Source organism: Phyllobacterium sp. 1468 (assembly GCF_031455525.1).
Classification (GTDB): Bacteria; Pseudomonadota; Alphaproteobacteria; order Rhizobiales; family Rhizobiaceae; genus Phyllobacterium.
Genome location: NZ_JAVDSX010000001.1, coordinates 829976 through 853453, shown reverse-complemented (window position 1 = coordinate 853453; position 23478 = coordinate 829976). Strand labels below are relative to the sequence as shown.

The following is a 23478-nucleotide window of genomic DNA, read 5'->3' as shown; positions in this document are numbered from 1 at the left end:
AGCATACACAAAGCGATTTCAACCTCACACAATCGGAAAATGATATGAACGCCTCAACTGCCGATCATCATATCCAAGTGGTGATTCATGCGTAGACTAGGCATCATCATGACATGGATGTTCATGTCGATCTGCGTGCTGCTGCTCGTCACTTTACCGGTGAACCTGCAAACGCAGCTGATCGCGGGTGCAACAGTGCTGGCGATCATGATGGTGCTCAAGACACTGAATGCGGGCGGTATCTGGCGGTTGATCGCGCTGGCCTTCGGGACGGCTATCGTCATGCGCTATGTCTACTGGCGCACGACCAGTACTCTTCCGCCGGTCAACCAGTTGGAAAACTTCATCCCGGGTTTCCTGCTGTATCTGGCGGAAATGTACAGCGTGATGATGCTGGCGCTCAGTCTGTTTGTGGTGGCTATGCCTTTGCCGCACCGGCCCAACCGGCCAACAGTCAAGGGCAAACTGCCGAGCGTCGACGTCTTTATTCCGACCTATAACGAGGACATCGAACTCCTGGCCAATACCATGGCGGCGGCAAAGGCCATGGACTATCCTGCCGACAGAATGACCGTCTGGATTCTTGATGATGGCGGGACCGTACAAAAACGCAATGCCGAAAAAATCGTTGAAGCCCATAGCGCGGAGAAGCGGTTCACCGACCTCAAAGGTCTCTGCGAAGCGCTTGATGTCCGCTACCTGACCCGTGAAAAAAATGTGCACGCGAAAGCTGGCAATCTCAACAACGGTCTGGAACATTCAACTGGCGAGCTGATTGCGGTCTTCGACGCCGACCATGCGCCTGCGCGCGATTTCCTATTGGAAACAGTTGGTTATTTCAATGAGGACGAGAAGCTGTTTCTTGTCCAGACACCGCACTTCTTTCTCAATCCCGACCCGCTCGAACGCAATCTGCGGACATTTGAACAGATGCCATCCGAAAATGAAATGTTCTATGGCATCATCCAACGCGGCCTTGATAAATGGAACGCCGCGTTCTTCTGTGGATCGGCGGCGGTTTTGCGCCGTGAGGCTTTGGACGTGACCGGCGGATTCAGTGGCGTCAGCATCACCGAGGATTGCGAGACGGCCATCGCATTGCATTCGCGCGGCTGGAACAGCGTCTATCTCGACAAGCCGCTCATTGCAGGGCTACAGCCTGCGACCTTTGCGAGTTTCATCGGCCAGAGAAGCCGCTGGGCGCAGGGCATGATGCAAATTCTGCGGTTCCGATTTCCGCTATTCAATGGCGGTCTCTCTTTGCCGCAACGTCTATGTTATCTGTCCTCAACGTTGTTCTGGCTGTTCCCGTTTCCGCGCGCGATATTTCTCGTCGCTCCCCTGTTCTATCTTTTCTTCGGCCTCGAAATCTTTACGGCATCCGGCGGCGAGTTCCTTGCCTATACGCTCATTTACATGATCGTGAACCTGATGATGCAGAATTATCTCTACGGCGCATTCCGCTGGCCCTGGATTTCGGAACTCTACGAATACGTACAAACAATCCATCTTTTGCCCGCTGTCATCTCGGTGATGCTGAATCCGCGCAAACCCACTTTCAAGGTGACTGCGAAGGATGAACGGATCGACCGCAGCCGCCTGTCGGAGCTGGCCGCACCGTTTTTTGTCATATTTTTTGTGCTGCTCATCGGTGTCGGCGTGACCATCTACCGTATTTATACGGAGCCCTATAAGGCCGATGTCACGCTGGTCGTAGGCGCCTGGAACCTGCTCAACCTGATCTTTGCCGGTTGTGCCCTCGGCGTGGTGTCCGAACGAGGAGATAAACGGCCCTCCCGCCGCGTCAAGGTTTCGAGGCGTTGCGAATTCCGGTTTGGCGACAAATGGGTTCCGGGAACGATCGACGACGTTTCCGTCAATGGCATACGCGTCCAACTTTTGGGAAATCTCATCGATCAGCTGTCCGTCGATATGGCGACGGACGTTCGCTTCAAGACATCGACGACTGGCGAAATGGGCGATCTTCCCATTCAGGTACGAAACATCCGCAAACAGGCTGGTGAGACTGCGGTTGGGTGCCTGTTTATGCCCGACGATCCCACGGACCATATGCTCATAGCGGATCTGATCTTTGCAAACTCTTCGCAATGGACGAAATTCCAGCTCGACAGGCGCGGCAATCCAGGCCTGATCAAGGGAACCATCTGGTTCTTCGGCGTAGCCATATTCCAGACCTACCGGGGCTTCTCCTATCTTGCCCGGCAGATCACCGGAAGGGACAAGGCGGGATGGGAGCGCACGTGATGAAACGGCTGTTCTCTGCCTGCCTATTGACAGTTCTTGCCACGCTGCCCTTGCAGGCTCAGGTCTCGCCGTTCGACATGTCACCTGAAAAGCCGGCGGAAGAACCAGCTCCACCACCGGAACAGCCGACTGTGCCTGCAACGCCCGATATTGTTCCCGTATTGCCCGCTCCAAAGGTAGAAACCCCGGCAGTTCGCTACATCATCCCTCAAGACAGCTTGTCGTTCAGTGGCGAGACCGGCGAGAAAACCTGGGCCGTCTTCATTACCGAGGATCAGGCGGCGTCTGCAGCAACGTTGTCCCTCACTTACCAGAACAGCCTTATTGTCGCGCCGGAATGGTCGACGCTGACGTTGGCAATCAACAATGCCCGGATCGTCAACGAACCTGTACAGTCTTCGGAAAACCGGAAGACGCTGACGGTGGATGTCCCGGCAGGAATATTGAAGGCCGGTCTCAATGTCTTCAAAATGAGTACCAGCCTGCGTCACCGTACGGACTGCACGGTGCAGTCGACCTATGAATTGTGGACGGAAGTTGATCCGTCCAAGACCTTTCTGTCATTCACAGGAGATGGTGCGCGCCGATTCAGGAAGATCAATGATATAAGGGCCATCGGCGTCGATGCGGCGGGGAGAACGACCTTTAATCTCGTCGTGCCCGCCATCAATCGTATGGCGGCGACAGCGCCAATGCTGCACCTCGCCGAAGCACTGGCAGTCCTTGCCAATATGCCCAATCTGGCGGTTACGATCTCTCCTGCAATGCCGAAAGAACAATTGCCCGGTTCCCTCACGATCTTGGTTGGCACCGATGATGAACTGCAAGGCTTGCCGGAGGCCCTGCTTGCAACCACCCCTGGAGCGCCCCTCGCCGCTTTCGTCGATGATCCGGCCACAGGAGGTTCTGTGCTGCGTGTGCGCGGGCCAGATTGGCAGACCGTAACGAATGCTGTTGCCAGCATTGTCGATCCGTTGAAGCGCGAGATCGGTGTGCCGCGCTCCTTCCTGTCAACGCAGACATGGCGCTCTCCCGATGTCCCGTTATTCACGTCTGCGTCGCGGGCGAAGTTCCGTGATCTCGGTGTGCCAACCCGCAATTTCAACGGACGGCGTTTGCGCACGGAATTTGCGATCGGCGTGCCATCGGACTTTTACGCCAATGAATATGGCAAAGCGACAATTCTGCTGGATGCAGCTTACTCCGAGGACGTTCTGCCGGGTAGCCAGATCAATATCTACGTCAATGACAATATTGCCGCGACGCTTCCAATAACCACGAGAGGTGGCGAGATCCTTCGGCATTTTCCTATCGGTTTCACCATGCGGCATTTCCGTCCCGGCACAAATCTGATCACGATGGAAGCCGTACTCAACACACGTTCTGACACGGTGTGTGCGCCAGGAACAGGCGCAACCTCCCCTACGCGTTTCGCCTTGTTCGACACGTCAGAATTCGTGATGCCCGACTTCGCCAGGATCGGCACCATGCCTAATCTGGCAGGCCTGAGTGGCACGAGCTTTCCCTATGGCCGCTCCGACAAACCGCTGCCGGTGATTATCAACAATGGAGGCGAAAAGAGTTACTCCGCTGCGGCTACCTTCCTCGCACGCATGTCCGTCGCAGCCGGAAGGCCGCTTGAGGTCGACCCTCGCGCTACGGCGAACTCCACCGTCAATTCAAACGCCCTGTTTATGGGCGCAATTCCTCAGATCGAGTCGACCGTGCTGACCCAAACCGGCATTGCCGAAAACATCCGTACAGTCTGGAGCGACGTGCGCGGCGTCGAACCGGCTGCCGATACAGGTCCCACGCAGGTTGAGTTCGATCAGTGGCGAGAGCGACTCGCCGGACGCGGCTGGCGCGGCCAGATTTCTTCGTTCGATGATTGGCTCAACCGTACCTTCAACATCTCTCTGAATTCATTTTCTTTTTATGCTGGACGAGACGAGGCCTATGCACCGGAACCTGCCGCTTCGCTATTGATCGCGCAGAGGGCCAATCCTGCCGGTGATGGCGTGTGGACCCTGGTGACCGCACCTACGGACGATAGCCTTCTGGACAGTGTTCGCGCCATGACGCAGCAGGATCGCTGGTCAAAACTCGACGGCCATATCTCCATCTACAAAGGCGGCACTGACGAAATTCAGGAGGTGCCGGTCGGCGAATTTACTTTCATGCCGACACAGCCCCTGTCCTTTTCCAATATGCGCCTGATCATCGCGAACTGGCTTTCTGGCAACATTCTTTCATTTTCGCTGCTGCTCATCGTCTTTTCGACTTTGCTTGGAGTCGCTACCTCCCGCCTCCTTTCCAATTTGGGGAGACGCGTATGAAGCTGTACAGTCTTGCCTTGGCGCTCCTCCTGGCTCTTGTTTGGGGCAACACTTCCATGGCGCAAATATCGGCAAAGGCTCACGTAAAGCCGGATGACTGGCAGGCCTACAAAGCGCGTTTCGTCGACGCAAGCGGTCGTGTTATCGACGACGCCAACGGTAAAATCAGCCACAGTGAGAGCCAAGGCTATGGATTGCTTCTTGCGTACCTTGCCAACAGCAAGGCAGATTTCGACCTCATCTGGTCGTTCACGCGCACGGAGTTCCTGCTGCGTGACGACGGCCTTGCCGTATGGAAATGGGATCCCAACAGCAAGCCGCATGTGACCGATAGCAACAACGCCTCCGACGGCGACATTCTAATTGCTTACGCGCTTGTTCTGGCGGGCTCGGGCTGGGACCGCAAGGATTTGACGGCAACTGCGAAAAGCATGATCCGGGCGATTGGCAAATCCAACGTGATCGAGGCGCAGAAACGACTCCTGCTGCTTCCCGGTGTGACCGGCTTTTCCGCGACCGAGCGCGAGGACGGCCCGATTATCAACCTCTCCTACTGGATTTTTGAGGCCTTCCCGAGATTTGCAGCCCTCGACCAGGCGACCGACTGGAACAGGCTTGGTAAGGATGGCTTGTCATTGATCGATGGCGCGCGCGCGGGTCCACGCTCTTTGCCTGCTGACTGGATCTCCGCAAGAACAGTTTTCAAGCCAGCCAAGGGTTTCCCGCCTGAATTCGGCTATAACGCCTTGCGTATCCCGCTCTATATGATGCGTGCCGGCATCACCGACCGGGCACAGCTCGAACCACTGCGTCGTGGCATGTCGCCTGATGGTACAAACGTCGCGATTGTCGATATTCCGAGCGGAACGGCGACAGAGACCCTGACCGATCCCGGTTACACAATTATTCCTGCGCTGGTCGATTGCGTACTCGACAAGAAGAAGCTTCCGGAAAGCGTAACGTCATTCCGGCCAACACTTTATTATCCATCGACACTCCATTTGTTGTCGCTATCCTTTGCCTACGGCCAACATCCGGAATGCCTATGAAGAAGTCGACGCTGCTAATCCTTCCCACTATCGCCGCCTTCGCCGGATTGGTAGCGGTTCAGTTGGACTATGTTCCAGCTCTTGCAACCACAAACGGCTCAGTCCGTTCGGCAATGCTTGAGAGCAGCGATCCGCCGCCAGACGCGCAAGCCGACGATAACTATGTGGTAGCGCAGTCCGGGCGGGCGCCGAAAACCCAAGCCCCCAAGCCGGCTGCACCCGCGCCCGGTGCCGCGACTGCACCCAAGGTGGATGAAACGGCGCTTCGCTATTTCGCCCGTCAAGGCGACAAGCGCAGGCTCGAGGCGGAGATCGCTCGTTTGCGCGCGCTTTACCCTGGCTGGACGCCGCCGGCCGATCCGACATCTGTGATGCCGCAGGCCGACACGGCGCTAGATGCAATGTGGAAACTTTACGCAGCTGGCAAACTCCCGGAACTGCGCAAAGCCATTCAGGAACGGCAGACCTCCGAGCCGGGCTGGAAGCCTCCGGGGGACATGTTGCAACTGGTGGAACTTGCGGAATCTCGCGAGCAGTTGATCAACGCATCGGACCTCAAGCAGTATGATACGGTCATCCGCATCGGTTCGTCCCACAACAGTCTTTTGACTTGCAGCGATGTCGATGTGCTCTGGCGGGTTGCCGAAGCATTTGCCAAGACTGACCGTGTGGCGCGGGCGAAAGACGCCTATGGTTATGTACTCGACAATTGCACCAAGCCCGACGAACGGCTGGCGACAGTTCAAAAGGCGCTGCCGCTGTTGAGTCGAGCCGATCTCGACGCCTTACTTGCCAGAGAAAAGACAAATCCGGACGGCAGCAAGGAATTCGATACCATTCACAATGACCTTGCACGAAAAGCAGTAGCCGATGCGGGCGCGGACCCAAAGTTGACGGTACCGCCAGCCGACGTAAGCCGTGTCGAGAAACTGGCAAACGACGTTGTCGAGCCTTCCGATCCGTTGATCCTTGGTTGGTACTATCTGCGTCGCAACGACCCGGTGGCCGCGGAAAGATGGTTCAGGCTTTCCCATGACCGCGAAAATGCGGCCTCATCTTCGCAGGGTCTCGCGCTTGCGATGATCGCGCTGTCCCGGCCTGCAGAAGCGGAGGGAACCATATATGAATGGCGGGACAGTTCAGACGGTGCGAAAGCCGTCTATATGGCCGCCGTTGCAAATCTTCTGGCACAAGACCCACCTGTAGAGATTGCTCCGGCGATACTGCAACGCATGGTTCCGGAGGTCATGAAAGCCAAGGACGCCAATGCGGCACAACAGCTCGGCTGGTATGCTTATCTCCTCAACCAGTTCGAAACGGCCTCCGGCTGGTTTTCAACAGCGTTGCTATGGAAACCCGACGATGAGCCATCGTCCTATGGTCTGGTTCTGACCCGCGAGCAGCTTGGCGACACGGCGGGGGTCGCCGATATCCAGCGGCGCTGGGCAGGCAAGTCCGACCGGATCGCGCGGCTCGGCGAATTGCGTAACACGCGTCAACGCGGTCTCGTTCCGTCGCCGGAGCGGTTTGGCACCGATACCTCGACGGCAAACCAACCGGTGACGCAACCAACGACTAACCCGGGAGCTCCGGCGGCAGCGCTTCCCCAAGACAGTTCCGTTGCCGCAGCCAATCCGCTCAGTACGACTCCTGCTCCTACGCTCGCGGAGCGGGTCGCCGAGACCATCGCGCGGACCAGGGTCATCCAGTCGCAAAATCAAACCGAACCAGTGCAAGCGTCCCCAGAACCCCGACGTCCACGTCCCCCTCAGCAAACGGCGGTCAACACCAGCCAACGTGCATCTCGCGGTTGCACGACAACGATCGATCCGCAAACACTCACGCCCGACGCTGCATTGACGCGCGGTTGGTGCCTGATGGACATGAACCGTCCGCTTGAAGCGGCGGCGGCATTCGAACGAGGATTGCTCAGCCGTTCGGAAGCGGCCAAGAGTGACGCCGCCTACGGTCAGAGCCTCGCCTATCTACGCGTTGGACTTGCCGACAAGGCGGCTGTCGCTGCGTCCAAAGCGCGTCAGAAGCATTCCCGTCAGATCGAACTCGACACCGCATTGCTGGCATCCCGCGCTACGGATTCTTTTACCGCCGGCCGCTACACCGAAGCCCTGCTTGCACTTGACCAACGGGCGCGCATAGCACCGGAGCGCAACGACCTCATGGTCTTGCGCGGCTATGCTTACATGAACTTGAACCGCTTGGCCGATGCACAGCGAGTGTTCGAGGCTGTGGCGGCGACGGGAAGCAAGGATGGCTTGCGCGGTATGGCAACGATCAGAGCAATACGGAACAAGGAGTATTGAGGGATGGCTATTTTGACCTGCTGTTGTCGTTGGGCTTTATCGTACCGAACCGTTGTACGGTGTTGTAGCGTAAATTCCTGATTTCAACGACGCCATCTTCCAGTACAGTATAAATAACTTCACCGTTCTTGGTTGTAGCGGTTTCGCCGGGCTTTCCTTCCCCTCTTATGATCTTGTTGATCGTGGCGAGCTGCGATGCATTGTCTTCCTCGGCAAATGCAAGCGGAGAATGCAAACCGATAGTCAAGACCAGAGGAAGAAGAGCCATTGTTGGTCTGTTCATGATCATCCCTTGAGCAGCGTTCTCGAAAACAAGGCATATCAATCTAACTCATTTCAAAATATTCATCGAGTTTCCACAACGTCGAATCCTCCTTTTTGTTAGAGAAGAAATCGTCGTACGGATACCCTAAACTCTATCTTCAAGGAGTGTATCGGGGATACTCTCTATCGTTTATCTACCAAATCGTTCTGGCGTGAAGCGTGCCGTCACCGGGTCCGTGTTGCCGTTGATGAGGCCGGCGACCAATCTGCTCGTGATGGCGGCCAAGGTGAGTCCGAGATGGCCGTGGCCAAAGGCGTAGACCACATTCTCGCTATTGCGGCTGCGTCCAATGACCGGCCGCGAATCCGGCAGAGACGGCCTGAAACCCAGCCATTTCGCTGAAGCCTTGTCCAATTCAGGGAAGTACTGCCGCACTCCGCGGTTCAGGAGTTCAAACCGCGCGGGATTTGGGCCAGCCGAGGTTCCGCCAAGTTCCACTGTGCCGGCGACCCGAAGCCTGCCGGCCATCGGCGTCATGTAAAAGCCGAGATGGGTTGGACAAACAGGACGCTGGAGCAGCGGACTTTCCGTTGCATATTCGAGATGATAACCCCGTTCGGTTTCAAGCGGAATCCTGTCCCCCGCCTGCAAGGCGAGTTCCTTGGAAAAGGCGCCAGCCGCGATCACAACGGTTTTTGCCGTCAGATCCAGATCGGACCCGCTAAGATGGGTCCGATCGCCAGTGATTTTGAGTTTAGCCACTCGCGATCTATGAACGCCCACGCCTTTTGCATTTCCAGCCGCAGCCAGCCGGCGCATCAACGCGCTCGGATCCGTGACATGTACGGAGTCGGGGAAAAAGACACCGGAGCCCTCGAACCGCGGAAGCGTCGGCTCCATCGCAGCCACTTGCTCCGCACTGAGTGTTTCCTGACGCATCCCGAGCTCGCACCGGATCGAATGGGCCCACGACCCGCGGGAGCGGTTGCCCGTGTTTTGCTGCACATAGAGACAGCCATTCCTGCGCATGAGTTTTTCGGCTCCGGCTTCCACCGTTATCTCTTCCCAAGCCGGCAGAGCTTCGGCGAGCAGGTCTGCCAGAGCAGCAGCATTTGCGCGGGCGGCCGCAGGCAGGGATTGACGTACAAACCCCACTAGCCAAGGTGCAATCTGGAAGAGTGCTGCCCAACGCAATGAAAACGGGCTGTCGGCATCGAACAATAGTCGCGGCAGATTTTTGAGAACGTCCGGGTTGCCCACCGGCACGCAAGCATAGTCTGCGAATGTACCGGCATTCCCGGACGACGCTCCCGACCCAGGTTCGTTCGGGTCGATCATAAGGACCTCGCGCCCCTCTGAAGCCAAACGCAGCGCGATAGTCAGCCCTATGACACCAGCGCCAACTATTGCGATTTCGACACTCTTTGACTCGCTCACCTGATTCTCCTAGACGAAGCCCGGAATCTGCAGATGCCCCGCTTCCAACAATTCGCGCATTGTCTTCAGAGCACGCCGGAGGTCGTCCCGGGAGCGCGCCGCACCTATATTGATGCGCACGCCGTGCTGTACGGGTTCACGTCCAATTGCGAAGGCATCACCAGGCAAAACACCAACGCCCCGCTGCAGGCACGTGCGGGCAAAGCTGGCGCCGCGCCAAGGTTCGGGCAAGTGTAACCAAGCATGGGTTGAGGTCACATCGGTCTGAAGATCGAAGTCTCCAAGCATTTCGGTGAGAATGTGTTGCCGCTGTAAAAGCTCCGCTTTCTGGGCGTCGATCACCTCAACTGCAGTGCCCTCTTCGAGTAGAATGGTTGCGATCAGCGCAGCCATCGGATTGACGCTCCAGCAGTTGATCCGAAGCGCTGCCGCCACCTGCCCCATCATGAATCGCGGCCCAATAGCAAAACCAAACCTCAATCCCGGTGCCACGCATTTGGAAAATCCGCCGATATAAACGGTTAGTTCAGGTTCGAGACTAGCGAACGACGGCGGGGACTCGTTGAGCAGCGGACGGTAGACATCATCCTCGATGATCAGCACATTGTGTTGCCGCGCTATTTCAACAATTTCTCTGCGTCGTGTTTCCGAGAGGGTGATTGTTGTCGGGTTATGCAGGCTGGGCACCAGGAAAATCGCTCTCGGTCGCCATTGTACGCAGGCGGCTTCGAAGGCGTCGGGCCTGAGCCCACCCTTGTCCATCGCGAGGCCCCGCAGGTCGAGACCGTGCGAGCGGCAGAGGGCATTGATGCCCTGGTACGTCACTTCATCGGCCAGAATGACGTCGCTTTTCTGGGTCACGGCACTGAGGACGCAGTCGAGGGCATGCTGGGCACCGATTGTCAGTACGACCCTCCCCGGATCGCCGTTACCCGCAACTGTCTTCAGCCAATCCGCCACTGCCGTTCGTGCCCAGAGCGGCCCTTCTGCAGGATGGTAGTCCTGAATTGAATTATAGTGGCGGTTCTTGGCAAGTCGTGGCAAAAGTGCTGTGAAAACGTCGAGATAGGTATTGGTAGCGGGGCGGTTGATCGAAAGGTCGACGATGCCGGCCTCTTCGCTCGGAGCAGAAACGAAGCCGGCTCCAGCGTCATTCTTCTGATCCGCGACAAGCATGCCCCTGCCCGGCCGCGCATCGATGAGCCCGCGCTCCTGAAGCGTGGAGAAAGCCCGCGTCACGGTTGTTACATTGATTCCAAGGCTTTGCGCGATCTCGCGCTGGGGCGGCAGTCGTTCGCCGGCGGTGAGCAGACCGCTCGCGATCCGGTCGGCGATTGCATCCGCAAGGCGACGGTAAACGGGGCCTTCGCCCCCGGAAAGCTGCAAATCTTGCATCATCGATATTTGAGCCATTCTGCGCGTTAACATCCGGCTTGTACCATACGACAAATTGCCGAACAATCGAATTCATGCCGGATAACTTTTCGATCAACACAATTCATGCTGAAAACGCCACACAATTAGAACTTGACATACCAATTGTATGGTTCATTATCCCCTTAATGGCCGATTGTATGATCATATAAGTTCAACGATCCCCGAGGAGGAGCAGATGTGCCTGAAACTTTGGTGGTGTGAAGCAGCCTGGATGCGACTCCAACCGCGCAAACCGCATATTGTAGCTGGTGACCCGGTCCAATGATGGTCGCGCATACGAATAGACAATTTGAAACGTTGGCTGCGAAAGGCGTGTCTCACGCCGAACCCGATCGCTTTGTCGAATTTGTTGACGTGGAGAAATCCTACGACGGCCGCACGTTTGCTGTGACACGGCTCAACATGCATGTGGCAAAGGGCGAATTCCTTACATTGCTCGGGCCCTCAGGTTCCGGCAAGACAACTACGCTGAATATGCTGGCAGGCTTCGAGCGTCCAACCAATGGAAGCATTTTTTTAGATGGGCAATCTGTCGACCGTCGACCACCCTATGAACGCAACATTGGCATGGTCTTCCAAAACTATGCGCTGTTTCCGCACATGACTGTCGAGGAGAACGTAGGGTTCCCGCTTTCTGTACGCAAATTTTCGAAAGCCGACGTAACCACCCGCGTCCATAAGGCGCTGGATATGATCCAGCTGCGGAAGTTTGGCGACCGTCGGCCCGGGCAGCTCTCGGGTGGGCAGCAGCAGCGCGTCGCACTCGCTCGCGCGCTGGTGTTCGAACCAACCCTTGTTCTCATGGACGAGCCGCTTGGAGCGCTTGACAAGAAACTGCGCGAACACATGCAGCTTGAGATCAAGCAGCTTCATTCCATGTTGGGAGTGACCATCGTTTATGTCACCCACGATCAGAGCGAAGCGCTGACCATGTCGGATCGCGTCGCTGTATTCAACAACGGCGGCATCGCCCAGATCGGCACGCCGGACAATTTGTACAAAAAGCCGGAGAGCCCTTTCGTCGCGAGTTTCATCGGCGAGAACAACACGCTCGAAGGCGTTGTCGACCACATCACTGGCCATGTTTGCCAAGTCGCCTTGAAGGGCGGCGGACTACTCGGGCAACTCCCATCGACATTGGAACTCAAGGAACGTCGTGCCAAGTCGCCATCCGCCCTGAATGCATTCGGATCGCTGCGGCTGCCGAGGAGGAGAACGATTTCGAGGCAACCGTCGAGGGAAGAATCTATCTCGGCGACCATTTGCGGCTCCTTGCGCGGCTCGACAATGGCCAACTGCTGAGCGTGAAGGTTGGCCCCGAAACGATAACGACAGAAGCTCAACGAATTAGGCTCGGCTGGTCGCATAGGGATTGCCGCGCATTTCCGGCATAGCAACAGGTACAAGACACAACCAAGAACAAGAGAGGGACCCATGAAACGCAATTCTTTTCATTCCGTTGCCCTGGCGACAGTCGCCGTCTGCGCAGTTTTCAGTCATTCCGCCATTGCCGAGGAGTTATCGATCATGGCAAGCGGCGGTGCGTGGCAGGACGCGCAGCGTAAAGCCTGGTTCGAACCTTTCAGCAAGGAAACCGGCATCAAAATTGTCGAACAGGAATATCTTGGCGATCTCGGCAAGGTCAAAGCCATGGTCGATACGGGTAATGTGCCGATCGACCTTGTTACAGTTGAGACTGCTACGGTTCTGCAGGGTTGTGATGCAGGCATCCTCGAACCGCTCGATTATTCAAAAATCGCCGACCAATCCAAATTCATCGAGGGCTCCGCTCTCAAGTGTGGTGTCGGTCTTGATGCCTATGGCGACATCCTTGCCTATGATCCAAATGTCCTGAAGGAAGCGCCTACGTCGGTGCTCGACATCTTCGACACGACGAAGTTCCCCGGCAAGCGCGCAATGCGGAAATTCCCCGCGCAGAATCTTGAATGGGCGCTCATGGCCGACGGAGTGCCGGCAGATCAGGTTTACGAGGTCCTTGGTACGCCGGAAGGCGTCGATCGCGCGTTCAAGAAGCTGGATACGATCAAGAGCGATATTGTCTGGTGGGATGCGGGCGCACAACCGGCACAATTGCTTGCCTCAAAAGAAGTGGTCATGACGACGGCTTGGAACGGCCGCATCCAGAATGCGATCGACACGGACTCAAAGCCGTTCAAGATCGTCTGGGACGGTCAGATCCTTGAGTATGACATGATCAGCATTCCGAAAGGCGCGAAGAACCCGGATCTCGCCTATAAATATCTCGCCTATATCAGCAAGCCCGAGAACAACGCCAAGCTTGCAAGCCACATCACCTATGGTCCGGTGCGTACCGACGCAACCGAGTTCGTGGCTGCCGACGCGCTGCCCAAATTGCCGAACGCTCCGGAGCACATGAAATCCTATCTCGTCGCCGATACCGAGTTTTGGGGCGATTATGGCGAGGATCTGGTCAAGCGCTTTAACGCCTGGCTAGCGCAATAGCCATGTCCAGGGTCCAGCCGGCCAACATGGATCGGGGGCAGTTCATCACCGCTCCCGAGGCTGCCGACACCAGGTCGGTCGCGGCAGCGATCCGAAGATCCCAGGCACGCGAACGCCTGCGCTCGTTCGCGCTAGCCATACCACTCCTTGCCTTATTGCTTCTCAGTTTCGGTATTCCGATTGCCATTCTCTTGTCGCGGGCCGTTTACGACCCGACGATCGCCAACGCTTTACCGCTTACCAGCGCTGCGATGCAGAGCTGGAGCAGCAAGGAAATCCCTGATGACAAAACCTTTGAAGCGCTCGCCGCCGATCTCAAAGCCAGTCAGCAAAAGGGAACTCTTTCCGAATTGGCGAAAAGTCTGAATGCGCGGTTACCCGGGGCCCGTAGCCAGATTCTCAAGACCGCCCGCGCGCTCGACCAGGAAGGGGCGACTGATGCCGTATCCGTCATCAAATCGGTGCCGTTCTGGACCACCCCCGGCACATGGGCAACGATAGAGAGAGGAAGACATGCCCTCACTTCATTCTATCTCCTGAGCGCGGTCGACCTGCGCTGGAACGCCGACGGAACCATCGAACGCGTCCCTCCCGAGCAGGCTATATTCCTGCGCGTTTTCGCACGTACATTTCTCGTGGCGGCAACGGTTACCCTTGCTACCCTCATACTCGGCTTTCCTCTCGCCTACCTGATTTCCAGCGTGCCAAAGACCGTTGGCGCCATTCTGATCGTTGCCGTGCTGCTGCCATTCTGGACATCGATACTGGTTCGGACAGCAGCATGGACTGTGCTTTTGCAAAAGTTCGGGTTGGTCAATGATGTTCTCCTCTGGCTTGGCGTGACCGGTACCAGGCTCGACCTGATGTACAGCCGGCTTGGACTTGTCATTGCCATGACCCACATCCAGCTACCGTTCACGCTACTACCGATCTACAGCGTCATGCGCACCATCCAGCCCTCGCAGATGCGGGCAGCCTATTCCCTCGGCGGCCGGCCATTAACATCGTTCTTGCGCGTCTATCTTCCACAGGTGGTGCCGGGAATTATGGCGGGCTGTTTGCTGACTTTCATTCTCTGCCTCGGCTATTACATTACGCCAGCTCTTATCGGTGGCGCCGGCGACCAGCTGATCAGCAATTTCATTGCCAACTACGTCAATGTCGAACTGAATTGGGAAATGGCTGCTGCGCTCAGTTTTATCCTCCTCGTTTTCACCATGGGACTTTATGCGGTGTTTGCCCGCATGCTCGGTCTCGATCGCTTGAAGCCGGTGTGATCATGCTGTTGTCTCCTTATCCGACGATCGGTGAACGAATCCGGGTTGCATTGTTGTGGCTCTGGGGCGCCCTCGTAGTCGCCTTTCTGATGGTCCCGATACTCGTTCCTGTGCCGCTTTCGTTCAACAGCGGAGCCTTCTTCGTGTTTCCGCTGGAGGGGCTTTCCACGCGCTGGTACGAGGTGGTTCTCGGTACCGACCGCTGGCAGACGGCGATCGGAAACAGTCTGATCATCGCCTTCGGCACCACCGCCCTCGCCACGACGCTCGGGACGTTGACGGCGATAGCGTTATCCAGTGACAGATTCCCGGCGCGACGCATCATCATGCCGCTGGTGATCTCCCCCCTGATAGTGCCGGTGGTCATCACCGCTGTAGGGTCCTATCTCTTCTATGCACGGGTTGGCCTGGCCAGCACCTATTTGGGGATAATTCTCGCTCATACCGCCCTCGCCAGTCCCTTTGTGGTCGTGACCGTTGGTGCCAGCCTGACGGGATTTGATCGCAATCTTATGCGGGCGGCCTCAATTGCTGGCGCGAAACCTGTGGTCGCATTCTATCGGGTAATGCTGCCCTTGATCCTGCCCGGCGTCCTGTCGGGAGCAGCATTTGCCTTTGTAACTTCCTTCGACGAGGTCGTCGTTGCCCAGTTTCTTGCCAGCGCCAATCAGCGAACGATGCCGCTCGAAATGTTCATCGGCCTGCGCGAAAGGCTAAGCCCGGCAATCACCGCCGCCGCAACGCTAATGATGCTGCTTTCGATCATATTGCTCGTGGTTGCCAATCTTCTGGCAAGACGCGGTGCGAGGAAGGTAAAAACATTCGCGTGAGATCCTGTGTCTACGCTACGTGACGCAGTACCAAACGTGAGCCGACGGCGTGGCCATCAATGATTTCCGGGTGAGGCCTTCGGTGGAAGCTGGTCGGCAAACATGATGATCAGCAGAGGTATCAAAGTTATCAGCGCAATCATGGCCCATGCCTCATTGATGGCTTGCACCATCGCCGCCCTTGCAACCATTGGACTGAAAATGCCCTGGGCAATCGCATCGAATTTACCCGGCATATGTGCCACAATCTCGTTGGCAGGCATTCCAATAAATCTTTCCGTCCGCGGATCACCCGCCAGCAAACCGTTGGCTATTGCAATGCCGTGCGTCGTTGATCGCGTATAAATGACGGTGTCGATCAGCGCCAGACCAATCGCACCGCCAAGATTGCGCATCAGATTGAACAGTCCACTGGCATCCGGAACCCTGTCATCCTGGAGACTACCGAGGGCAAGACGCGTTGGCGGAAGCAGACAAAACATTATTGCCAGACCGCGGATGACTTGGGGCCAGAACATTGCGGAAGCATCGGTTTGCGGTACTTGAAACGCACTGCAACCGAGGCCAATTGCGAACAACAGAAAGCCTATGGTTGATAGCAGCCTCGCTTCGACCCGTTGTTCCAGCATGACGGCCAAGGGCGCAATCATCAGCTGCGCAACGCCGGTCACAAGCATTATTTGGCCTATCTGCAGTGCGTTGTGGCCCCTGACGAAAGCCAGGAAAACGGGCATGAGATATACCGACCCGAACAGACCGAAGCCCAGAATAAAACTCAGAATGCAGCCAATAGTGAAATTTCGGTCCTTGAAGTTATGTAGATCGACTATCGGCGTGAGCGACGACCATGTTCGCCGGGTAAAGGAAGTCAGCATGACCACACTGAAAGCCGCAAGTGACAAAACGACGGGGCCGAGCCAGCCGCGTTGCGGCGCTTCTTTCAATGCGATCTCCAAGGCGGCAAGACCCATCGCCATCATTGCCAGCGATTGAAAATCGATCGAACGGAAATACTTGAATTCCATTGGCGCGCGCGGGAGCAGTGAAGCTGCCAATGAGGCCGCAACCAAGCCAGGGATGATGTTGATCAAAAAGAGCCAGTGCCATGAGTACGTCTGCGTGATCCACCCGCCGATGATTGGTCCAACCGTCGGAGCCATGACTGCGACGACACCAGCGACGGTGGTGGCGATGCTTTGATGCCGCTGCGGGAACAACAGGAAAACCGCAGAGAAAACCAAAGGGATCAGGGTCCCGCCTGAGAACCCCTGCAGGACACGCCAACACAAAAGGGCATTGAAACTATCACTTTGCGCACATCCAGCGGAAGCAGCCGTAAACAGCAAAGTGCCAGATACAAACAGCCAGCGCATACTGAGCAAGCGGGTCAAGAAACCCGTCAGCGGGATCGCAACGATTTCGGCGATCAAATAGGCGGTCTGAATCCAGCTCATCTGATCTGGATTGATGCCCAAAGCACCTTGGATTGTTGGTAGCGACGTGGCGACGATCTGCACGTCGAGAATTGCCATGAACATCCCGATGCACATTGCGAAAAAGCCGAGCCAAGTCCAAAGACTTGGCAACCGGGCTTCGCCTGCATCAGGGCATTGCATCATGGCGCAACTCCGAAAGCGCGGAATTCTCTTCGCGAATCCTTACCGCCAGAACGAATGCATTCAGCGCGGAGAATGCGAGAGCATACCAAACCAACCCAAAGCACAAGGGCAGCACGGCGATCTCTCCGATCACGACGACATAATTCGGATGCGAAAAGAAACGGTAAGGGCCTTTTCGCACGAGAGGGCTTCCCGGCAGAACGATAATGCGAGTGGTCCAGCGCTTACCCAACGTCCCAAGCACCCAGAACCGCAAACCTTGGAGCATCATAAAAACGGCAAGCCATCCCGGTTCCACCGGCTTATCCCAGGCAAAAATCCATAAGCCGGCAAGCCACGCAGCATGCAACGCCACGATGAACATATAATGACCCGGCGCCGCCTCATATGCACCCTTCGCGAGCAGGGCCTTGGTGTTATGTCTGGCGAGCACGAGCTCGCCAAGACGCTCGATCGTGACGAAAGCGAGGAGCATGGAAGCCGCGATCATGCGGCTCTCTTGAGTGAGACACAGCTGACGCTAAAGCCCGGACCCATCGCTGTCAGCAATGTACGGGATGGCAAACCCGGCTCGACGACGCGGTCGAGAACGAACAGCGCCGTAGGGGCCGACATGTTTCCATATTTGGATAGCACGTCACGTTCATGGTCCAAGCTCCCCTGACCAAGGGAAAGCGCAGTCTCCAGGGCTATCACGACCTTGGCTCCGCCGGGATGACAGGCGAATCTATCGACATCTTCCAGTTCAAGATTTGCGCGCCCGAGGATTCCGGAAATAGCCGGGGCGATACGCTCTTCAGCAAAAGGCGGAATATCGCGATCGAAAATGACGCCGAACCCTTGTCTGTCGACGCTCCAACCCATTATGTCCAGCGTGTTTGGCCAAGTGTGCTGGCCGGACATCTCGATGTCGGCTATTCCTTCGTCTGCAACCTTCAGGACGCATGCCGCCGCACCGTCCCCGAAAAGCGCGCTGGCAACGATATTGGCTTTTGTCAGTTGATCCAACCGGAACGCCAGTGTGCACAGTTCAACGGCGACTAAAAGGACGACGGTTCCAGGTCTTGACTTGGCAAGTCGGGAGGCAATGGAGAACCCGGATACCCCGCCCGCACAGCCCAGACCGAAAACGGGCACTCGTTCGATGTCCTCGCGAAATCCCATTTGCTGGGCCACGCGGGCTTCCAGACTAGGAGTGGCGATACCCGTTGACGAAATTGTCACAACCGTATCGACATCTTTTCCGCTGATGCCTGCCTTCTCTAAGGCGGTATTGGCAGCCGAAACGAACAAACTGCACGCTCCCTCGATATAAGCGGCATTTCTTTCCGGCCACCCCAAAGGTTCCAGATACCATTCTAGTGGTTGGGCAGCGTAGCGGGTGCGAATGCCCGAACTATCGAAGACTTTCGCCAGACGGTCAAAATCTCGGAATCGGGCCGAAAAAGCCTTGTGTGCCGCAGCAGCGGCATCACGTTGCTGAATAATGTGGGCGGGCACTGCTGTGCCAATTGATATCAGTTTCACGGATTGAGACATCGACACTCCTTGGTGACATTGCCTCTGCTGTCGACGTGGCACAAGTGCTGCCACGGGATCCTGCAGGACACATCTCTTCGACAACACTTGAACTGTTATCAATATTCGGGGAATAATTATACCGCCGGGTCTCGATAGTGGTTGGCGGCAACTGATCGGATGCCGGCTCCGTTTGGTGGAGAATCCGGACTGCTGGCGCATCATTTCAAGCCGTGGGCCAATTCTCGGCTTGCCTAGTCAAGCTTCGACACCCGTTCCGCTAAAACCCAAGAATCTCCAGCGACCGTTTATCCCTGCGACCGCCGCAAAATTGATCCAACGCACGTTTGAAAACGCCAGGATCACTCGATGCCATCGAAAAGAGCGTCATCGAAGAACAAAATTTCAGATCATCCGGAGATCCCAGGATTCGATTGAGCGGCGTACCGGTGTGGGTCAACAGTGTTTCAGTGCAGATCACCAACCGGTTGCCCAGAAGCCGATGACCCAGATAGGCTCGCGCTTCTTCAAGCGATGCTATACCGTAAAACTGTGCCATGGAGGAGCGGCCAAGGTTTTTCAGCTGTGGAAAGACGAACCACATCCAATGACTGCGTTTTTGCCCTGCCCTCAATTCTTCCAGCACTTGCTCGAAGATGGGATCTTGTGCTTGGACAAATCTTCCCAGGTTAAATTCGGTTGCTTCTGTCATTACACTACGTGTCGCGACCTCCTGGTCGAGCTTTCGGCGTGCCCGCTATTGCCACATGCCTCGCATATGCGCTCCGATATCCACGCGCATCCTTGGCGGCTCCGATTGTCCGGCAGCGGCGGACCGTGCCAGAGGCCATGTGACGCATTCGAAGTATTGCAGCAGCGTCGCCGGGATGAATCGCGTCCGAGAAGCGTAAACATGCCGGTCACCCTGGGCATTCTGGCCATGGGTAAAGAAGCGCTGCGGTACAACAAGGTGGAGATTGTCCTTGGCGCGAGTCATGGCGACATAAAGCAATCGGCGTTCCTCTTCGAGTTCCGCCGTGGAACCCACACCGAGGTCGGAGGGCATGCAGCCATCGACAACATTGAGCATATAAACGGATTTCCACTCCTGGCCCTTGGCCGAGTGGATAGTCGAGAGAATCAGATAATCCTCGTCAAGCAGGGGCACGCCGGACTGGTCGCTGGTCGCGTCCGGCGGATCAAGCGTCAATTCAGTCAGGAATCGTTCTCGGGATGGATAACCCGCCGCAATCTGTTGCAATTGCAAAAGATCAGCTTGCCGCATCGAGGCATCTTCGTGGATGCGTTGCAAATGCGGTTCGTACCAGAGCCGAGCCTGCTCGATCTCGGCCGGCCACACCGGTTTCCCTGCGCTGATCTCCTGTAACATTTTCACGAAGCCCACCCAGTCCTCGCCAGCGCGCGGCGGCACGGAGATGTCGGCGAGTGCTGCAATTGGATCTGCTCTTTCCGCCATTTGATCCAGTACGCGTTGCGCAGACGAAGGCCCGACACCGGGTAAAAGTTGCATCAGCCGGAAACCCGCCACGCGGTCGCGCGGATTCTGCGCAAAACGTAGGGCGGCAAGCATATCCTTTATATGGGCGCTATCGAGAAATTTGAGCCCGCCGAATTTGACGAAGGGTATGTTGCGGCGCGTCAACTCCACTTCCAGAGGCCCGCTGTGATGCGATGTTCTGAAGAGCACTGCCTGCTGTTTTAACAGGGTTCCGGTTTCGCGGTTCTCCAACACACGTTCCACGATATAACGCGCTTGATCTGTCTCATCGCGAACGGTGACAAGTTGGGGCCGTTCCGCCGATTGCCGTTCCGTCCAGAGATTCTTGGTGAACCTTTCGGAAGCCAGGTCGATGACGCCGTTGGCGGCGGCAAGGATGGTCTGCGTAGAGCGGTAGTTTCTATCGAGGGTTATGATATCCGCGGACGGGTTGAACGCTTTGGGAAAGTCCAGGATGTTACGAACTGTCGCGGCGCGAAACGAGTAAATCGACTGTGCGTCGTCTCCAACCACGGTAAGGCCCCGTCCGCCTGGCTTCAGCGCCAAGAGGATCGAGGATTGCAGGCGATTGGTGTCCTGGTACTCATCGACCAAAACATGGTCAAACCGGCTCCCCATATCGTCGGCGAGCATCGAGACACTGGCGGTTTGCGCCCAGTAAAGCAACAGATCGTCGTAATCGAGAATGTTCTGATTCTGCTTGGCTTCGACATAGGCGGCGAAAAGCTGGCGCAGTTGAGCATCCCAGCTGGCACACCAGGGAAAGGAGGTCTTCAGCACTTCGTCGAGCGGCTGTTCGGAATTGACGGTGCGGGAATAAATAGCGAGACAGGTGCCTTTGGTCGGAAATCTGCTTTCCTTTTTGGAAAAGCCCAGTTCATGCCGGACGATATTCATCAGATCGGCAGAATCCTCGCGGTCATGAATGGTAAAATCCGGGCTGAGGCCGATCTGATCCGCATATTCGCGCAAGAGACGGGCGCCAATGCCATGGAATGTCCCCGCCCATTCCAGAGCGTCGACCATGATACCGGACTTCGCACCCAGCACGTGACCGCATATGCGCTCGACGCGGCGGGACATCTCGGCGGCGGCCCGGCGTGAAAACGTCATCAGCAAAATCCGGCGTGGATCAGCTCCGTTAACGATTAGATGTGCGACGCGGTGCGCGAGTGTATTGGTCTTGCCCGAACCGGCTCCGGCAATCACCAGTAACGGGCCAGCCACCTGTCCTACGCCATATTCCACCGCCATGCGCTGCTCGGCATTCAGTTTTTCCAAATAGGCAGCGCTCATATGGTCCCCAACAGGCAGCCTCGCGAATCACCGCGAACAGAGAGGGAACATAACATCACGGAAATTGGTTGGGAAGATCAAGCTTGAGTGCACGGTTACAGCGGACTTTCAGTGGATGAAACCATCGGCGTGCCAACGCGTTCTGCTATTACTGATCATTTTAGCAGAGGCTCATTTTGGAGTTCCAATACCCTGCGATCGAGCCACATCGCTCTGGCCACCGAAAGGATGCTACCATGGTCGATGACTTCGACGAAGACGATGAAGATGTCTGGGCAGTTCACAATTCTCTCGGCTGGTACATCGGCATATTTGTTGCTGGCGTGACAGTTGCAGCACTCGTTGCGAATTTTATCTAAAATATCTTGTACTAATAGACGAGTGCGCGAGCGCCTCGGCACAATACTTTTGGATATTGTCTAAGAAATAGTAGCAAACCGCGATTGATTGAAGCAGCCGCCATATCCGTGCAGACTGACGTGGCTGATTGACCCCAGCAGGCCCGGCGCCCATCCCTCCAGCCCCGCCGGGCCTTTTTTCCATGAAAGTGCATCTGATCCTGATCGGTATCCTACGCCGATGCGACCCCACGTGGTGCTTTTTGTCGTGGTAACCGTCGGGGTGCTTTTTTGCAGGTTGGTTGTTCAGACGGTAAAATCTCATCCCAAGAGGAAAGCTTAGCTCCTTCATGTCAAAGCAGGCTCCGACAATTCGAAGCCTGCCTTGAATTCTTAACGTCAGATATTCTGATGGTTTGGCCTATCGTTGGCCATTACCCCCTTTGCCGCCGCCCTTGCCGCCGCCACTATTGCCACCGCCGTTGTTGCCGCCATTTCCGCCTTGGTTGCCGTTCCCGCCACCGGAGTTACCCTGTCCGGAATGGTCACCATTCTCGCCATTGTTGTGACCGCCCGAATTGCCGGGAGCGTCCTGATCACCGTTACCATGACCATTGTTGCCGCCGCCGTTGTCGCCGCCGCCATTGTTGTCGCCATTTCCGCCTTGGTTGCCGTTTCCGCCACCGGAGTTACCCTGTCCGGAATGGTCACCGTTCTCGCCGTTGTTGTGGCCGCCAGAATTGCCGGGAGCGTCCTGATCACCGTTACCATGACCATTGTTGCCGCCGCCATTGTTGCCGTCACCACCATGATTGTCGCCGCCGCCATGATTATCACCGCCGCCGTGATTGTCGCCGCCGCCGTGATTGCCGTCACCACCATGATTGTCGCCGCCACCATGATTATCACCGCCGCCGTGATTGCTGCCGCCACCGTGATTGCCACCACCGTGATTGCCGCCACCGCCGTGATTGCCCCCGCCGTGATTGTGCCCGCCGCCGTGATTACCGCCGCCACCGTGATGACCGCCATGGTGTCCACCCTCATGACCGCCATGGTGTCCACCCTCATGACCGCCGGGTCCACCAGTGCCAGAACCACCCGTGCCAGAGCCACCAGTACCGGAACCGCCTGTACCGGAACCACCCGTGCCAGAACCACCAGTACCGGAACCACCCGTGCCAGAACCACCAGTACCGGAACCGCCCGTGCCAGAACCACCAGTACCGGAACCGCCCGTGCCAGAACCACCAGTACCGGAACCGCCCGTGCCAGAACCACCAGTACCGGTACCACCCGTGCCGGAACCACCCGTGCCAGAACCACCAGTACCGGAACCGCCTGTACCGGAATTGCCGCCCGCGCCAGAACCACCCGCGCCGGCGCTGCCGCCACTACCGGAATTGCCGCTCCCAGATTTTCGGCCCGATTTGCCCGCCTCTCCGTCGCCACCGGAACGCTCGGCAGTTGAAGTTGTGCTGATCGCC

Annotated in this window: 18 protein-coding genes and 1 pseudogene; 10 read left to right on the top strand and 9 right to left on the bottom strand. The window is 56.7% G+C overall.

Annotation, left to right across the window (positions count from 1 at the left end; genetic code table 11):
* Positions 1-87: 87 nt before the first annotated feature.
* Genes bcsA through J2X72_RS04090 form a run of 4 tightly spaced genes read left to right on the top strand, consistent with a single transcriptional unit; the run spans position 88 to position 7971 of the window.
* On the top strand, positions 88-2265 hold the full coding sequence (gene bcsA, locus J2X72_RS04105; protein WP_310068706.1) for a UDP-forming cellulose synthase catalytic subunit: 2178 nt from the start codon (positions 88-90) through the stop codon (positions 2263-2265).
* On the top strand, positions 2265-4601 hold the full coding sequence (locus J2X72_RS04100; RefSeq protein ID WP_310068703.1) for a cellulose biosynthesis cyclic di-GMP-binding regulatory protein BcsB: 2337 nt from the start codon (positions 2265-2267) through the stop codon (positions 4599-4601). The genes bcsA and J2X72_RS04100 overlap by 1 nt, the downstream gene beginning before the upstream one ends.
* Positions 4598-5650, top strand: coding sequence for a glycosyl hydrolase family 8 (locus tag J2X72_RS04095; protein ID WP_310068701.1), 1053 nt, complete (start codon positions 4598-4600; stop codon positions 5648-5650). Before J2X72_RS04100 ends, J2X72_RS04095 begins: the two co-directional genes overlap by 4 nt.
* Positions 5647-7971, top strand: coding sequence for a tetratricopeptide repeat protein (locus J2X72_RS04090; protein ID WP_310068698.1), 2325 nt, complete (start codon positions 5647-5649; stop codon positions 7969-7971). The genes J2X72_RS04095 and J2X72_RS04090 overlap by 4 nt, the downstream gene beginning before the upstream one ends.
* A gap of 7 nt (positions 7972-7978) precedes the next feature.
* On the opposite strand, the gene J2X72_RS04085 is transcribed toward J2X72_RS04090, so the two are convergent.
* From J2X72_RS04085 to J2X72_RS04075, 3 genes are all read right to left on the bottom strand, one after another.
* The gene (locus J2X72_RS04085) at positions 7979-8254 is read right to left on the bottom strand and encodes a hypothetical protein (protein ID WP_310068694.1); all 276 of its coding nucleotides are present in this window, start codon (positions 8252-8254) and stop codon (positions 7979-7981) included.
* 171 nt (positions 8255-8425) lie between these two features.
* Positions 8426-9673, bottom strand: a complete 1248-nt coding sequence (locus tag J2X72_RS04080) for an FAD-dependent oxidoreductase (protein ID WP_310068689.1) — start codon at positions 9671-9673, stop codon at positions 8426-8428.
* Between the two features lie 9 nt (positions 9674-9682).
* Positions 9683-11086: a PLP-dependent aminotransferase family protein gene (locus J2X72_RS04075; RefSeq protein ID WP_310068687.1), complete on the bottom strand. Its 1404-nt coding sequence runs from the start codon at positions 11084-11086 to the stop codon at positions 9683-9685.
* A gap of 285 nt (positions 11087-11371) precedes the next feature.
* Between J2X72_RS04075 and J2X72_RS25035 the strand changes: the two are divergent.
* From J2X72_RS25035 to J2X72_RS04055, 5 genes and pseudogenes are all read left to right on the top strand, one after another.
* Positions 11372-11866 (top strand): annotated as a pseudogene (locus J2X72_RS25035) (ABC transporter ATP-binding protein); the annotation flags it as partial.
* 329 nt (positions 11867-12195) lie between these two features.
* The gene (locus J2X72_RS25030; RefSeq protein ID WP_405044637.1) at positions 12196-12504 is read left to right on the top strand and encodes a TOBE domain-containing protein; all 309 of its coding nucleotides are present in this window, start codon (positions 12196-12198) and stop codon (positions 12502-12504) included.
* 40 nt (positions 12505-12544) lie between these two features.
* A complete protein-coding gene (locus J2X72_RS04065) occupies positions 12545-13594 on the top strand; it encodes an ABC transporter substrate-binding protein (protein ID WP_405044636.1) in 1050 nt (349 codons plus the stop codon).
* Between the two features lie 2 nt (positions 13595-13596).
* Positions 13597-14871: an ABC transporter permease gene (locus J2X72_RS04060; RefSeq protein WP_310068684.1), complete on the top strand. Its 1275-nt coding sequence runs from the start codon at positions 13597-13599 to the stop codon at positions 14869-14871.
* A 2-nt stretch (positions 14872-14873) separates the two neighbouring features.
* A complete protein-coding gene (locus tag J2X72_RS04055) occupies positions 14874-15701 on the top strand; it encodes an ABC transporter permease (protein WP_310068680.1) in 828 nt (275 codons plus the stop codon).
* Between the two features lie 56 nt (positions 15702-15757).
* Here J2X72_RS04055 and J2X72_RS04050 read toward each other — a convergent pair whose 3' ends face one another.
* From J2X72_RS04050 to J2X72_RS04030, 5 genes are all read right to left on the bottom strand, one after another.
* On the bottom strand, positions 15758-17320 hold the full coding sequence (locus J2X72_RS04050; protein WP_310068676.1) for a DHA2 family efflux MFS transporter permease subunit: 1563 nt from the start codon (positions 17318-17320) through the stop codon (positions 15758-15760).
* Positions 17304-17810, bottom strand: a complete 507-nt coding sequence (locus J2X72_RS04045; RefSeq protein WP_209998541.1) for an isoprenylcysteine carboxyl methyltransferase family protein — start codon at positions 17808-17810, stop codon at positions 17304-17306. The genes J2X72_RS04050 and J2X72_RS04045 overlap by 17 nt, the downstream gene beginning before the upstream one ends.
* Positions 17807-18859, bottom strand: a complete 1053-nt coding sequence (locus tag J2X72_RS04040; RefSeq protein ID WP_310068669.1) for a type III polyketide synthase — start codon at positions 18857-18859, stop codon at positions 17807-17809. The genes J2X72_RS04045 and J2X72_RS04040 overlap by 4 nt, the downstream gene beginning before the upstream one ends.
* Before the next feature lie 259 nt (positions 18860-19118).
* Complete coding sequence (locus tag J2X72_RS04035; RefSeq protein ID WP_310068667.1) at positions 19119-19550, bottom strand: DUF1810 domain-containing protein; 432 nt, start codon at positions 19548-19550, stop codon at positions 19119-19121.
* A gap of 45 nt (positions 19551-19595) precedes the next feature.
* Complete coding sequence (locus tag J2X72_RS04030) at positions 19596-21653, bottom strand: ATP-dependent helicase (RefSeq protein WP_310068665.1); 2058 nt, start codon at positions 21651-21653, stop codon at positions 19596-19598.
* 236 nt (positions 21654-21889) lie between these two features.
* On the opposite strand from J2X72_RS04030, the gene J2X72_RS04025 reads away from it, so the two are divergent.
* On the top strand, positions 21890-22012 hold the full coding sequence (locus tag J2X72_RS04025; RefSeq protein ID WP_310068662.1) for a hypothetical protein: 123 nt from the start codon (positions 21890-21892) through the stop codon (positions 22010-22012).
* 378 nt (positions 22013-22390) lie between these two features.
* Here the strand turns inward: J2X72_RS04025 and J2X72_RS04020 are convergent, their stop codons facing one another.
* Complete coding sequence (locus J2X72_RS04020; RefSeq protein WP_310068659.1) at positions 22391-23443, bottom strand: hypothetical protein; 1053 nt, start codon at positions 23441-23443, stop codon at positions 22391-22393.
* Between the last annotated feature and the right edge of the window lie 35 nt (positions 23444-23478).